General features: G+C 52.3%; 15 protein-coding genes. 2 read left to right on the forward strand and 13 right to left on the reverse strand.

Features of this window, described 5'->3' with window-relative positions:
* Positions 1-16 precede the first annotated feature (16 nt).
* Entirely contained in the window at positions 17-739 is a 723-nt protein-coding gene (tonB, locus tag HV355_RS01265) for a TonB system transport protein TonB (RefSeq protein WP_182401211.1), read from the reverse strand.
* A 221-nt stretch (positions 740-960) separates the two neighbouring features.
* Here tonB and HV355_RS01270 point away from each other — a divergent pair, with 221 nt between their 5' ends.
* Complete coding sequence (locus tag HV355_RS01270; protein ID WP_089600585.1) at positions 961-1,257, forward strand: YciI family protein; 297 nt, start codon at positions 961-963, stop codon at positions 1,255-1,257.
* 39 nt (positions 1,258-1,296) lie between these two features.
* Here HV355_RS01270 and HV355_RS01275 read toward each other — a convergent pair whose 3' ends face one another.
* The 10 genes from HV355_RS01275 to HV355_RS01320 all read right to left on the reverse strand — a co-directional run bounded on the left by HV355_RS01275 (position 1,297) and on the right by HV355_RS01320 (position 10,944).
* Positions 1,297-2,250, reverse strand: a complete 954-nt coding sequence (locus HV355_RS01275) for a helix-turn-helix domain-containing GNAT family N-acetyltransferase (RefSeq protein ID WP_182400726.1) — start codon at positions 2,248-2,250, stop codon at positions 1,297-1,299.
* Between the two features lie 296 nt (positions 2,251-2,546).
* The gene (gene drt2 / locus HV355_RS01280; RefSeq protein ID WP_049010624.1) at positions 2,547-3,836 is read right to left on the reverse strand and encodes an antiviral reverse transcriptase Drt2; all 1,290 of its coding nucleotides are present in this window, start codon (positions 3,834-3,836) and stop codon (positions 2,547-2,549) included.
* A gap of 480 nt (positions 3,837-4,316) precedes the next feature.
* On the reverse strand, positions 4,317-4,538 hold the full coding sequence (locus HV355_RS01285; protein ID WP_032665565.1) for a DNA-binding transcriptional regulator: 222 nt from the start codon (positions 4,536-4,538) through the stop codon (positions 4,317-4,319).
* Positions 4,539-4,614: 76 nt separating this feature from the next.
* Positions 4,615-5,784, reverse strand: coding sequence for a phage late control D family protein (locus HV355_RS01290; RefSeq protein WP_063154251.1), 1,170 nt, complete (start codon positions 5,782-5,784; stop codon positions 4,615-4,617).
* Positions 5,781-6,245 (reverse strand): phage tail protein, encoded by a 465-nt coding sequence (locus HV355_RS01295; protein ID WP_049010630.1) that lies wholly within the window; start codon positions 6,243-6,245, stop codon positions 5,781-5,783. Before HV355_RS01295 ends, HV355_RS01290 begins: the two co-directional genes overlap by 4 nt.
* Positions 6,246-6,255: 10 nt before the next feature.
* A complete protein-coding gene (locus HV355_RS01300; RefSeq protein WP_049010634.1) occupies positions 6,256-8,706 on the reverse strand; it encodes a phage tail tape measure protein in 2,451 nt (816 codons plus the stop codon).
* The gene (locus HV355_RS01305; protein WP_240326290.1) at positions 8,696-8,854 is read right to left on the reverse strand and encodes a GpE family phage tail protein; all 159 of its coding nucleotides are present in this window, start codon (positions 8,852-8,854) and stop codon (positions 8,696-8,698) included. Before HV355_RS01305 ends, HV355_RS01300 begins: the two co-directional genes overlap by 11 nt.
* On the reverse strand, positions 8,851-9,159 hold the full coding sequence (locus HV355_RS01310; protein ID WP_063161408.1) for a phage tail assembly protein: 309 nt from the start codon (positions 9,157-9,159) through the stop codon (positions 8,851-8,853). The genes HV355_RS01305 and HV355_RS01310 overlap by 4 nt, the downstream gene beginning before the upstream one ends.
* Before the next feature lie 60 nt (positions 9,160-9,219).
* Complete coding sequence (locus HV355_RS01315; protein ID WP_049010640.1) at positions 9,220-9,738, reverse strand: phage major tail tube protein; 519 nt, start codon at positions 9,736-9,738, stop codon at positions 9,220-9,222.
* A 12-nt stretch (positions 9,739-9,750) separates the two neighbouring features.
* Entirely contained in the window at positions 9,751-10,944 is a 1,194-nt protein-coding gene (locus HV355_RS01320; protein ID WP_049010642.1) for a phage tail sheath protein, read from the reverse strand.
* A 228-nt stretch (positions 10,945-11,172) separates the two neighbouring features.
* Between HV355_RS01320 and HV355_RS24365 the strand changes: the two genes are divergently transcribed.
* Positions 11,173-11,295 carry a hypothetical protein gene (locus HV355_RS24365; RefSeq protein WP_254915563.1) on the forward strand — a complete coding sequence of 41 codons (123 nt, stop codon included), beginning with the start codon at positions 11,173-11,175 and terminating at the stop codon, positions 11,293-11,295.
* A gap of 24 nt (positions 11,296-11,319) precedes the next feature.
* Here the strand turns inward: HV355_RS24365 and HV355_RS01325 are convergent, their stop codons facing one another.
* A complete protein-coding gene (locus HV355_RS01325; protein ID WP_032609376.1) occupies positions 11,320-11,835 on the reverse strand; it encodes a tail fiber assembly protein in 516 nt (171 codons plus the stop codon).
* 2 nt (positions 11,836-11,837) lie between these two features.
* Entirely contained in the window at positions 11,838-13,679 is a 1,842-nt protein-coding gene (locus tag HV355_RS24080; protein WP_225990815.1) for a phage tail protein, read from the reverse strand.
* Positions 13,680-13,681: the final 2 nt, after the last annotated feature.

Here is a 13,681-nt window from a genome sequence, read left to right on the forward strand (position 1 = left end):
CTTGCGGAGGCTTTTTTCATTCCATCTGCGCCCCGCCGTTCAGGCGGAAAACAATATTCACTATCAATCCACTGCCCGGCTTACCGGCTTCATAGCGCCATTTACGCATCGCTGCCTTTACATCACGCTCAAACATATTTGAGGGCTGCGCAGAGAGGATTTGCACATTGTCAACGCGGCCATCGGAGGTCACGTCAAACTTCACACGCACGCGCCCTTCAATACGGAGCGCCTGAGCGCGCGCCGGATAGGTAGGCTGGTTGCGGCTGAGCGCCCTTGGCCCCGCAGGCGCTGTAACGGTCGGCTTCGTGGTCGTTGCGGTGTTGTTCATCACCGGACGCGAAGGCGCAGTATTCTCTACCGGCTGCGTTGGCCGCGTCTCGACCGGGCGCACTTCGCGTTTCGGACGCTCTTCGACTTTCTTCACCGGTTTTGGCTTCGGCTTAGGTTTCGGCTTAGGCTCCGGTTTGTGGATCACCACCGGCGCTTCCTTCGGAGGTTCCGGGACAGGCTCGGGTTCAGGTTCAGGTTCCACAACCGGCTGTGGCGGCGGAGGCGCAACCTGCGGCGGCTCAAGATCCGCTGCCGAAACCATGGTCACGGAAATTGGCTGCGCGGGCGCTGGCATTTCAATAACCTGATGAACCGAGGTATAGAGTAAACCCGCCACAACGGCACCGTGAATCACGACAGAAAGCAGCGTCGGCCAGGGAAAGCGGCGAGGTAAATCAAGGGTCATCGAAGTCATAATCATCAACGTTAAAAAACCGAACTCTGATTTTAAATGCAAATAGCAATCATATTCAATAAGACACTTTGTCTAAGCGCAATTAAAGCGCCAGAGCGGCGAAAAAAGGGGCATTTAGATCAGGGTTTTAACATTGTTTTTATCTTTACATTGCAGTCATTTGCCCTTTCACATAACGTAACTGGCACTTTTAATGGTTAAGGAGCTTCGCCGTGCTTTATGTGATTTACTCTGAAGATGTCGCTGAATCCCTGGAAAAACGCCAGTCTGTTCGCCCTGCCCACCTGGCACGCCTACAGCTGCTGCAGGATGAAGGCCGCTTATTGACCGCGGGGCCTATGCCTGCGGTAGACAGCAACGATCCTGGCGCCGCGGGTTTTTCTGGCTCGACGGTCATTGCCGAGTTTGAATCTCTGGAAGCGGCAACAGCCTGGGCTGACGCCGATCCGTATGTGGCTGCCGGTGTGTACGAAAAAGTCACGGTGCGCCCGTACAAAAAAGTCTTTTGATGCCTCAAGGCTCCGCAAGGAGCCTTTTTTATCGCACCGCTAAACCTGTTTGAACCGGGTGAACTGCTGCTCAATAATACGACTGCCCCACTGATCGCCCTCCCACTCTTTCGCTAGCGTAAAGCCAAAGGATTCGTACAGGCGTCGGGCAGCGGTCAATTTATTGAACGTCCAGAGATGCACGGCAGAAAAGCCCTCGCTGTCGCAAAACATCATGGCCTCGCTCAACAGTTTTTTGCCAACCCCATGACCCCGGCAGCCATCGTCCAGAATAAACCAGCGCAGATGCGCCTCACCCGGCTCTAAATCTTCACCATCAATGGCGACAGATCCTACAATTCTGCCGTTCATCACAGCTAGCCAAACCTGGTTGCACGGCTTCTCGAGGCGTTCGCTAAATTCAGCAAGCCCCGCAGCAACTTTGGCTTCGAAGAAGCTGCCAAAGTTATGTTCGCGTGCGTAATAGCTGCCGTGCATTTCCGCGATGCGGCCAATCATGCCAGGACGGTAGCCTGCGACAATCACTGGGGCCGTAGGCTGCCGCTCAGTGCCGCTCTCCCGGCAGGCCAGCAGCGCGTTAGCGTAGAGCGACAGTCCCTGAGAGATGGTTTCCTGCTGTATGGGATCCAGTGATTGTATCGCTGAAATGACCCGTTCACTCCCGTAGGCATTAATCTGCTCAACGGTCTTGCGCCCCTTTGCAGTCAGCCGGAGACTTTTGGCCCTGGCATCTTGCGCAGAAACACCCTCTTCCAGTTCGCCTGCAGAAATAAGGCGCGACAGCATCCGGCTGACGCTGGATTTTTCCAGACCCAGCAGCTGCACCAGTTGACCTGCGGTCATCTCCTTATGCAGCTCAATTTCCACGAGGGTGTGTACGGCCGAGGGTGAGTAATGGGTAGAGGCCAGCGTGGAGGCCATAAAGCCCAGCTCTCTGACCATCAGACGTGACGCAACGCGAATATCGCTAACTACAGGGGGTACAGTATGCATTATTTTCTCCGTCATTTAGTTGTACTATACAACTAAATGACGGAGCATTGTCAACGATATTAAAAAGGCTCCCTCAGGAGCCTTTTTAAAATTCACAACATAATGAAATAAAAGGATTTGTTTCAGGTCACGTCCACATGTTGACCACATCGATACAAGAAGCCCCGCTTTTGCGGGGCTTTTCCTCAGAATTGATGTCTGACTTAATTTAGTAGTGCCAGCAAACATACAATTTGATGTCTAATTAATTTAACTAGTTTATTTTTTCTTACATCACCGAAGTAAAGCATACACCATTAGCTTCTGTTTATTTCTTTTTGCAATCGTTCCCACAAAGGCTTCAATTGTTTTCTTATTGAGTTAGACTTCATTATACGTGATGCCCTATAGCCATAAGTTAAGAAGTTTCGTTTTCCTACATGAGCGTAGCGGGCATAAATTTTTTCTTTGAAAAGTTCTTTTTTTGCCAAACCCTTATGCTTTCTTATATTATTTTTTCTCTTCATGGTAGCTTTTGCAAGCCGTACACCTCGCTTCATTCTATCCGAGTAGCGCGAAAGAGAAGATGACCTTAGGAATATGTTCTGCCCATCAAAAACAAACCCCAAATATTGCAACGGCTTGTCACACTTTAGTTTTTTCGAGGCAAATGAAAACTCTCTAATCTCTGTCTTCTTGGTATTTAGTGATACCTTTAGTTTATTCAGCCTTTTTTCTGCTTCACCCGCAACATTATTTTTAGCAGACAGAGGAACAATAAACAGCATATCGTCACAATATCGGAAGTATTCTCCGCCTAAAGTTGCAACATAATCCTTCATTTCTATATCAAAGTTAAGCATGTAAATATTGGAAAGAAGCGCACTTATTGGCGAGCCTTGAGGTATTCCAAAATTCGCTTTATTAGATATTATTAACGCATTTTTCCTGACTTTATCTCTAAAATCTGCAAACGAACAAATTTGCTTTCTTGTTTTCTTAGTGTATTTAGCATTATTTTTTGGGATATCCATCAAATCATACACTTTTTCTTTGTCGACTTTCGAATATTTTGTTATAGCCTTGAAAACAGCATAATGATCTTCTGGCAATTTATCAGTAGAAAGCAATCGACACCAAGCATCTTTTAGAAAAGAATGATCAAGAGTATCGAAAAATTTAGATAAGTCTAAAGCAACTGCACTGCATTCACCTCTTTTTTTAATTTCTTGAAAGGCATCATATGCAAACTCAATATTGCTTTTATGGAGAGATCTGAAAGCCAGAACATTTTTGGAAATTCCATGAATTTGCAGTGCGTTCTCATAAAGCTCATTCAGTGTCGCTGCATAGTAAGAATAGATGTGGCTATCTACATGAGAAGAATAAGCTATAGGTCTTTCTTTTAAAGTTTTATTTATTGCATTAGTGCCTTTATCTTTTTGTACTTTGTAGGTAGTGGAAGTAAAGGTAATGAAAGGAAGAAAAGAATGAGCTGCAACAGCTCGAGGGTTTGTTACTATGTCTAAAGCGTGTTCAATGGAAATTGGTTTATCGAAATGAAGATAACCACGCTTCCTAAACCAAGGATGTTCACGGGATTCCATTTTGTGAATTCTCAAAATTGTGAAACCGGGGCAATTTCGAACTGCGGTCGTTCAGAAAAACATTGCCCCGGCTTAACAAAGTGGTCTTTATCCAACCTTCTCATACACATAGCACTACAAGTAGGCTAAGTGCATTTCACCGCAAATGTTAGAAACACTGTATAATGTAATCAGTATCATGGAGACCGTTATGAGCATCGTCCACCTGTTAATCAGCCTCTGGGAGGTATTCAGCGAAGGTCGCTGTCCGAGAGTTGACAACCTGTACATCACCCCTAAGCCTTACGCTTAGGGCGATTAATTTATATCATTTAGTAATGCTTAGTGACAAGTAGAATTTCAATAACATGGCCAATTTTTATATTCATACTGTCATAATTTAAATGAGATCAATATTACTTCAGCTTATCTCCAAACTATCGATATAAAAACGATTCCGGCCCAATGAGAAAGCCCCGCATATGCGGGGCTTACTTTTGGTCACTGCCAGTGCATTTGTTGCTGGCCTGAAGATGTAGGGTGCGGCGCCGCTGGTACTACAACCCCCGGCGATACGATAAAGCGCTCGACCGTCTCAGTGGTCACAAACGTCGCGCTGCAGTTGATGTTTGTGCACTGGTGATATCGCTCTTTGGTCGTGTCAGTAAAATAGCGACTTGTGCGGGCGTGAGCGGCAAAATGGCATTTTGGACAGTGAAACATGGCGAGCACCTCATTTAATTTCCGATGCGCTAATTTTACTTAACTTATCCTTATATAACAAACAGTTAAATATAAATCACTGCGCTAATTCTTCGCTTTCGTACTCCACATCCGAAACCTTCACCTCAAGCTCTAAGCCCGTCGTGTAGCCGCTCCCGTTGAGGTTATGCACCACCCGGCTGATTATCCATGCCTGCTCGTCTATAACGCGCTTAAAGCCTTTCACCGCGATTGGCGTTTCAGGAAATAAATCTGCCCGGCCGATCGCCAGCGAGATTGAAAACTCCGCGACACCTCGCTGCAGCTTGTCCCACTTCGCCTGAGCGGCGCGCATGGCCTGCGCCTTTGTCGCGTAAATGGTCGTCAGCTCCAGCACGTTGTCAGCCTCACCGGCCATATACTCACCCTCGCGCGCTTCCTGCTCTTTTTTGGCTTTGGCCTTAGCCGGGGCTTTGGTCGCTTTCGGGTGCTGCAGCGCGCGGAGGTGCTTCTCCTTAGGTTTTCTCTTGAGCTTCACCTTTTGCTTTTGCGGCTTCGGGTCTTTGGTGTGCAGCCACTTTGCCGTAACGCCGGTATAGGCTTCACGGTCAGCAATGGCAAACTGATGACGATCGCCGTCCCCGCGCTCAAGCGTCATCTGCGGAATGGGCTTCCCGCTGGCCGTCTTACCGCTCCCCGCTTTCAGGAATAACAGTTTCCCCGCTTTAACCGAAACCGCCGCCCCGTTCCGGTCAGCCAGACGGGACAGAAACACAGCGTCGGATTCCTGAGACTGGTCAATGTGAGGCACTGTGACGGCTTTTAGCGTGTCGGCCACGCTAGCCGCAAGCTTATTGCGTGCCGCAATCGTCTCCACAATTTGCCCGAGCGTGGTGTCATGCCATGACTGTTCCCGGCGCGAGTTCAGCGTACCGCGAAAATCGGCGCTACGCCCCCGGATGGTCAGCGTATCAGGCGCGCCCCTGTGCTCGATTTCGTCGACCGTGAACGTCCCCTTTTTTATCAGCGCGGAATCCTGCCAGCCTAACCACAGCGTCAACGTTGCACCGCGCGGTGGCATTGCTATCTGACCGTCAGTGTCGTCGAGCTCGATATCGAGCTGGTCGGCCTCGAATCCACGATTGTCGGTCATGGTCAGGCTGATAAGGCGATCACTAAAATCCTGCGTGATATCCTCGTTATCCAGCTTGAGCATAAACGCCGGGGCTATCTTCGCTCCGGCCTGAATATCCATACCTGTAATCATCCTGCCAGCCCTCCCAGCCAGTCACCGGCAGACGTGACCAGATTGTCGGCCTGCGTTTTCAGGTCGCCGTAAATGGCCGCGAGCGATTTATCGACCCGTTTAAGCGAAAGGCTAAACTCGATTTTTCTCGCTGCTCCGTCGCTGAATAGCTCGGTGTGCGTATACGTCACTTTGTCGATGACATACATGCCGTGGATCATGCCCGTTCCGTCAATCAGCGGCCACGCTCGCCCCTCGTCTGCCATCAGCTCGATGGCGGTCAGTGACAGACGTCCGCCCGTAATTTCGGGATAAAGCACGCCCGACAGCGTGCGCGTGGTTTCTCCCTCCCCGAGATACTGGTAAGCCGGTGGCTTGCCGATACGGTCGTTTGACGCCCAGCGATAATCTTTCGAATACTGCATAGACTGATAGGGCAGCGTGCGGCGCTCAAACACAAATAAACCTAAAACCATTAACATGCTTTAGCCCTCATCCATCGTGACGCATACTTGAGCGCTGACGCGCACGGTTTTGCTTGTCGAGTCTGTCGACTGCCTCCCGGAGCTGCCGGTCAAGGTCTGTACCCGGTGCAATACCACCATTCAGGGTGATGTTATATTCTGGTTTGCTCTGGTCGACGTATGTCTTACCCGTCGGCGCCGTTACCGGCTGATATACCTGATAGCCGCCATATGCTGAGGTTGCCGGAATATAAGACCCGTTTTGCGAGCCGGTGGCGGCACTGGCTTTTGCGGCTTTCTGATCAAGGTCGCTCGACTCTTTATTGATAACCCCGAGCTTTTCCAGCAGCCAGTTAACGCCGGTACGCAATGTATTAAAGCTTTTGAGCGGTAACCTCAGCGCTTCGGCCAGCATCTTACCGAACATCACACCCGCATTTTTGCAGCTGTCGAGCGTCTCCTGCGTCGATTTAACCGGTGCGATCAGGTCTTTAAACCACTGCCACGCCGCTTTAAGTTTGTCACCCAGCCAGTCAAAAACCGGCTTTAACGGTTCGAATAATTCCACTACAGGGGCAAAAGCCTGCTTTAGCCCCTCCATTACGCCTGAGAAAAATGCGCTTATTGGCTCCCAGTATTTGCGGATAAGCAGCGCACCGGCGACGATGGCAACGCCAATAGCCACTATCGGCCAGGTAAGCGCCCCGAGCACGGTCATGATGGCACCGCCCACCACAGAGAAAACCGTCCCAAGCAGTGATGCACCGGCAATTAAAATATTAATGCCGGTAATGACCGGCCAGGCGACCAGACCAATTGCCCCGAGGATGCCAATAATTGCCAGTGCGCCGCCTGCTATGATGCCGATGGTCTGCGCCAGCCCCTGATTTTTCTGGATCCAGCCGTCGAGCTTTAACACATATTTCGTGGCAGTCTGGGTGAGCTTACGCAGTGACCCCTCCTGCTGATCAAACAGGTCAGTACCGACGGCCTCATAGGCTGACTGAAATTCTTTAAAGTCGCCGCCGAGGTTGTCCTGCATGATTTTGACCAGCTCAGCGGTTTTGCCGTCCGAGGCTTTAAACGCCGCCGTGAGCTGGTCGAGCTTACCGCTTGAGGCCGCGGTCATCAGTACCGCCGCCGCCGAGCTGGCTTCCTCACCAAAGATGGTTTTCATGTATTCGCCGCGCTGGCTTGTTCCGAGATTGTTTTTCTCAAAACTGCGCTGCATTTCTTTCAGAATGGCAAATATCGGGCGCGTGTTGCCCTTGCTGTCAGACGTTTTAACGCCGAGTTCTTTGATGGCCTCGTATGCCTTACCGGTCGGAGCCTGCAGGCGACTCAGGACGGCACGGCTGCCCGTTCCCGCCATCGAGCCGGTGATTTTGGCGTCATGGAGCGCGCCGACCATTGCGGCGGTCTGCTCGATACTGACCCCGGCATTTTTTGCCACCGGCGCAGCATACGTCAGCGCGTCGCTCAGCCCGTCAAAGTCAGCGGCCGTTTTGTTCATCGTCATCGACAGCACGTCGCCGATGTGTGCGATCTGGTCGTTTGACATCTGAAACGCGGATTTCATCCCCGTCAGCAGCGCGGCGTTTTCTTCCATCGAGCGACGGTTAGACAGCGCCATATTCAGCGTGACCGGCGTCGCCGCCTGAATCGCTGCGGCATCACCGCCGCTTTTCGCAATGATAATCTGCGCGCTCGCCGCATCGTCTGCAGACGCAGCGGTATTGTCCCCGAGCTGACGCGCCTGTTTGCGCAGCGCCTCCATTTCGGGCGACTGTTTTTCGACCCCGAGCACGGCCTGCAGCTCAGAGTTTTTCTGTGCAAAGTCATAACCGGGTGTGAGTAATTTTACTCCGGCCATCGTTCCCGCCGTGGCGATACCGACGCCCGCCGCGCCTGCCGCTGCAGCGCCTCCGGCAAGAGATTTACCAGCCTGATAACGCTCTTTAATGCGACTCAGTCGCGCCTGCTGTTGACTGACCCGCGCCAGTGCCCCGCGCTGCCGGTTTAGCTGTGCGGTCGTCTCACTGATGCTGGTTTTCAGGCGGCGCTCATCCGCCGACAGAGTTCTGGTGTTTATGCCAGCCTGCGCGAGCGCCGTGCGCTGGCGCTGCACCGACCGCCTGAGGCTGTTGTATTTGAGCTGCAGGTCAGCGGCGGATTTCTTTGCCGCCTCCATCGCCCGCGCCTGCGCTTTAGTGGGGTTTTCTGTGTTTTTAAACTGCACGGCCAGCGCGGCGGCTTCCTGTTTCGCCTTGTTAAGCGACTGGCCGGTCACGGCAAGCTGTGCGCTCGCTTTCCTGAATCCGTCAATTCGGGACGCCTGCGCATTCAGATCGCGCAGGCTGTTCTGAGAAGTGCGGATGTCGCCAGCAAGGGTCTTGCTGGCGTTCTGGATAGCTTTGAGCGGTCGGCTTGCCCGGTCTACTGCGTTCAGCAGTACCTCAATCCTGACATTATTGCTCATGGTGGTGTCCGCTTCGCTGCAGCGCCTTTTCGCGCCATGTGATGAGCTCGGTCACGCTCAGGGAATTCAGCTCTGATGGCGGCCAGTGAAATATCACCGCGATATCCGCCATCAGGTCATCGACCGAAAGGTTATCCGGGAAGGTCAGCGAGCCGAAGATGGCGACAAAAAACCGACCACCTTACCGGCGAACAAAATCAGGTCTGACGCTTCCAGACGCATGACCTCATGCTCGGTGAGCGCCGGGTACGTCATACGCGGCAGCACTTTAATCAGCGCATCGACGTCTGAGTTTGCCAGTGAGGCCAGACTCACACCGCGCAGGGTTCCCGCGTTGGGTTTTGTGACCGTGATCTGCTCGATTTTCTGCTCACCGCGCATGACGGGATTATCGAGGATCACAATGTTCGGTTTTTCGGTTTCGGTGGTGGCGGTTTCGTTGATGTTTTCCATGATGTTGCTCTCTTTGAATCTGAGTAAGTGACCGGCCAGCCTGGCTGACCGGTTAACGGGTTACAGGCCAATCGCCCGGCGGTGCTCAGCGATACGGTCTACGCCGTCGACTTTCATCACCATATTGACGACGTCAATCTCGATGACCTCTTTGCCGTCAATCGTGAGCTGGTAGTAAGAGCACTCGGTCGCGATTTTGGTCGTGCCGCTTTCGCCCTGTTTGTTTTCGCCGCCGTCGAACTCCTTATGACGGCCACGCATGACCACCTCAACGGCAGAAATTGCGCCGGTGTCATCGCGCTGGAATGAGCCGGTGAAGCGCAGCGGCACGCTATCCGCACCCGGTGACGCGTACTGCGCCCACAGCTCGACGTCGGGCAGGCCGCCCAGCGTCCACTCAAGCGACAGCGCGTCGTCATCGAGACCGAGGTCAATCGACACCGAGCCGGGCATCCCGCCGCCACGGTATTTCTCAAGCTTACGGGTCAGCTTTGGCAGGGTGACGGATTCAACGACGCCCATATAGCTGAGACCGTCGTTAAACATGTTCAGGTATTTCAGTTTGCGTGGTAACGCCATGCTCTGAGCTCCTTAGCTGTTGACCGAGTCTGACAGGTCTGCCAGATAGGTATCGGTGATGCGCTGGCGCAGGGTCAGGTTTTCCAGCGGAGGGACGGGGGTGTAGTCGTAATCGATATACAGCTTCCCGGCTTTCAGGGTTTCCACGCTGTTCGACTCCGGGTCGTACCAGCACGTACCGTCAACGATATAGCCGTTGTTTTTCAGCTCGCGAAATTTGGCATTGATACCGGCGACAATGTCGCGGATAAGCGTTGCGGTAACGGGTTTATCAATCGCCCACGCGTGCGCCTCAGCCATCGTGTCGGCCAGCACCTGTGCCGTGCGGGTGTAGTTTTCAAACAGGAAAAGCGGGTCATCTGAGCAGGTACGGTTGCCCCAGAATTTAAAGCCGTCGTTACGGATGAGCGTTGTCACCCCGGCCTGATTCAGCAGGTTCGCGTCAGTGGCCTTCTCCTGCAAATCCCATGAGACCGAGGTACTGACGCCGGTGACTCCAGTCACGCCGACGTTAGAGAGCGTTTTGTGCCAGCCGGTTTCCTGGTCGATTTTGGCGCGCAGGCCGAGCGCGCGGGCGGTCGCCCATGCAATATCGGTTTCGTTCGCCGTGGTGTCCCATGCCAGAAAGTCAGGGTGAATGACCATCAGCTCGCGCTGGCTGAAATTCTCACGGTATTTGATGGCGTCGGAAATGGTCTTGCAGCCCCACGCGCTCACGTAGCCGAATGCGCGCAGGCTCTGGCAGGTCGACGCAAGCGCGGTCGCCACTTCCTGCGTATCCAGCCCCGGCACGCCGAGAATGCGCGGCTTGACGCCGGTGACGGTTTTCGCCGTTAACAGCGCTTTCAGCCCGGTGTATTTGCCGTTTTCATCGGTCGTGCCAATGATGTTGGAAATGGTTTCTTTCTGCGCCGCTTCCGGGTCTTCCGGGTCGTCGATACCTTCGGGAACGCGCACCACCACAATGACCGGCTTGCACTGGTCGGCGATGGCCTGCAGGGATTTTGACAGTGTGCCTTTTTTCCCGGCTTTACCGATAGCTGTTTGCACACTGGTAATCAGCACCGGCTCGTTAAGTGGAAACGTCTTTTCGTCAGCATCGCTGGCCGTGCAGACCATGCCGATGATGGCCGTCGAGACGGTGGAAATGGTGCGAGTGCCATCGTTAATCTCGATGACCTCGACGCCGTGGTGATAGTCGCCCATTTGTTTAACTCCGTGGTAAAGGGGTGCGACTATTTTCTGTTGTGCGCGAGGCGCAAGAAACGTAATGCCGTTGGAGGATGGGCAGTACAACGCGCAGTCAACCGGTGAAGCGTGCGGAAATGGTGATTGATCGTTTTCAGTGATCAATCTCCTGGAATTGATCGCTGATAACCATTATCAATGAAGGGATATTGTCGCTATCGTTTCGCCATTAACGAGGGAGCGAGAATGACGATATTACTCTGGGTTGGTGGTGGTCTGGCTGCATGGTGCCTCTTTGGCTTTTGCTGGCTCAGGCTGTTTGCCGGTGATGAAACTGAAAAAGACTATGAAGAATGCCCCTACGATTAAACCCGCTTAACGCGGGTTTTTTTATTAATTCTTCGGTGGTAGCTCAGGCCATTCAATTTCTTCGGGCTTACTGGTATCAACTCTGTAAAGTAAAACCCGGTATTTCTTCCACGCTGATAGGCTGGCCTTTTCAGCATCAGTAGCCATCGACTCATCGACTGCGCCCTGCAGGACTGAAATTATCAGCCCCGCATCTTCAATGAGCTGTTTTCGGGTTTGTTCGGCAAGCGTCGTCGCATCAGGGCGGATATCGTAAAAAATACCATCCACATATTTGTAATTCCCTAACACATCTACCGGCACACTCAGGGGGTCGACCTCATAGACATTGCGGCCTTCTTCCATCCCCATATACGAAACATCCTGCTCGTAAGCAACGACAATCCCGTCATCATCCAGAGAAACAGCACCTTTCCAGCCGGTTAAAGTTTCGTACCAGTCCCGGCCATGCTCATCATGAAAATAAAGTCCGGTACGCATTATTCCGCTTACTTCAATGTGTTCGTATTTATAAATAACTGGATTAATAAACGTATCCATATTTAATCCCCAATGTTAACCCATGCGCCAGTTTGCTTGTTCAGGTACTGCATTTGACGGAAATATACCCCTAGTTTTCGGCCATCACTTCTGCCGTCCATTTGAATACCCGTCACTACGCAACCGGCAGGTGACTCCCAGTTGCCAAACCACGCATCAGTCGGGTTTCTGATTTGTTGACCACCACGGCGAATACCATTTACCACCCCATAACGCGCATCCGACTCTGCTTTTGTATACGCCTGACCTGCAGGAGTGTAATTCCCTTTCGGCTGGAAACGCCCGTCAGACTCGGCTTTTGTGTATGCGCCAGTCTTGGGCATATAGCCCGCATCAGATTGTGCTTTAGTATAATAACGCGCATCAAAATATCCGAAGTCAGATAAATTGAGTTTGCTGATTATTACTTCACCGTTATTGAGACTTACCCGGAAAGGTCTCAGGGCGTTGTAATTCCCCCACGGGTCATCTTTGTTTGTCAGCATCAAATAAAGGCTTCCGCCATCATTTCGCCAGAACGTCCCAAAAGCGCCATATGCTATGCGGTAACTATTGGCCGAACTTGATTGCACTTCCCCGCCTGCGCGTAAATAACCGCTAAATAGCCCTGCGCCGTTATACTGAAATTGTAACGAACCATCTTTACTTCGCTGAGAATAAAGGTGATAGCCGGTGTCGTCCCCCAGTTCAACTACTGTTGGCCGGTCAGCATTCCCCCAAAGGCGCAAGGTGGCATTTTTGTCAGAAGTATTTGAAGAAACAAAGGAAAACTTTTTGGCGTTTCCTGAATAAAACCCGCCAGTTTGCGAGGTGAAATTCCCTCGCGTTCTGACACCGGCGCTGGTACTTATTGCCAGCTCTTCCTGTGCATCAGTGCTCCCTGTCGCCAGACGATACTCGCCACCTTGAACGGTTTCATGCCAGATAGTATCCGTCCCGCCACCGCGCATTTTACGCAGATAATTTTTATTACCTGTAACAGCGTTGGAAAGTGCCGTCAGGTTATAGGTTGCCTGCGCTACTGAGTCCTGATTTAACGTTCCGGTCATGCTGTCGCCAGATTTACTGACTCGCTCACTGGCATTTTTATTTGCTGCAGCGGCATTGTCATTTGCGGCTTTAACGGCTTTCGGTGTCGCAGCCAGTGCCTCAGACGTGCTGTCGGTCTCGCTACTGAGCTGGACGATGCCCTTTTGCGCCGTGGTGGCGTCCTGAGCCGTGTATTTCCCTTTGGCAAGGTCATACGCCGCCTTAACCGCTTTCGGCGTCGCTGCGAGCGCCTCAGACGTGCTGTCGGTCGCACTGCTTAGCTGAGTGAAACCCTTTGCAGTGAGGGTGGCGTCAGGATGGCGGCGGGACTGCTCATGCTCCGCGAGCTTGTCGTCAACGTAGTCCTGCGTAGCCATCACCGTTGAGGTGTCAATGGTCAGCTCGACTGACTCGATGTCGCTCACCATGATGACCATTCGAACGGTCTGCGCGCGGCCTGAGCCCTCTGCCAGCGCTGGCTTGTAGCTTTCGGCCATGTTACCGACTGCAATCAGCGTGCCGGTGTCATCATAGAGCCCGAGCTCGCGCATCCAGAAACCGCCGGTTTCAGGCGGGATAAGCAGTTCTGCCACGACATAATTTTTATTTTTCCTGTCCTGGCTGATTTTGTTCAGTGTGTGACGCCAGACCTCTTTGACAAGCTTTGTCTGGTTAGGGTCTGGCACTGGTAGCGTGCCGCCACCGTCACCCACGGCCATCGCCGTAAAATTCACCTTTTTCCCGTTCGGGACGGTCGCCGCCGCGAGTTTTTCCGCACCGGCTTTGGTGATGACCGTTTTGTATTTCACTGTCATTG

This window comes from Enterobacter sp. RHBSTW-01064 (assembly GCF_014103035.1).
GTDB classification, from domain to species: Bacteria; Pseudomonadota; Gammaproteobacteria; order Enterobacterales; family Enterobacteriaceae; genus Enterobacter; species Enterobacter mori.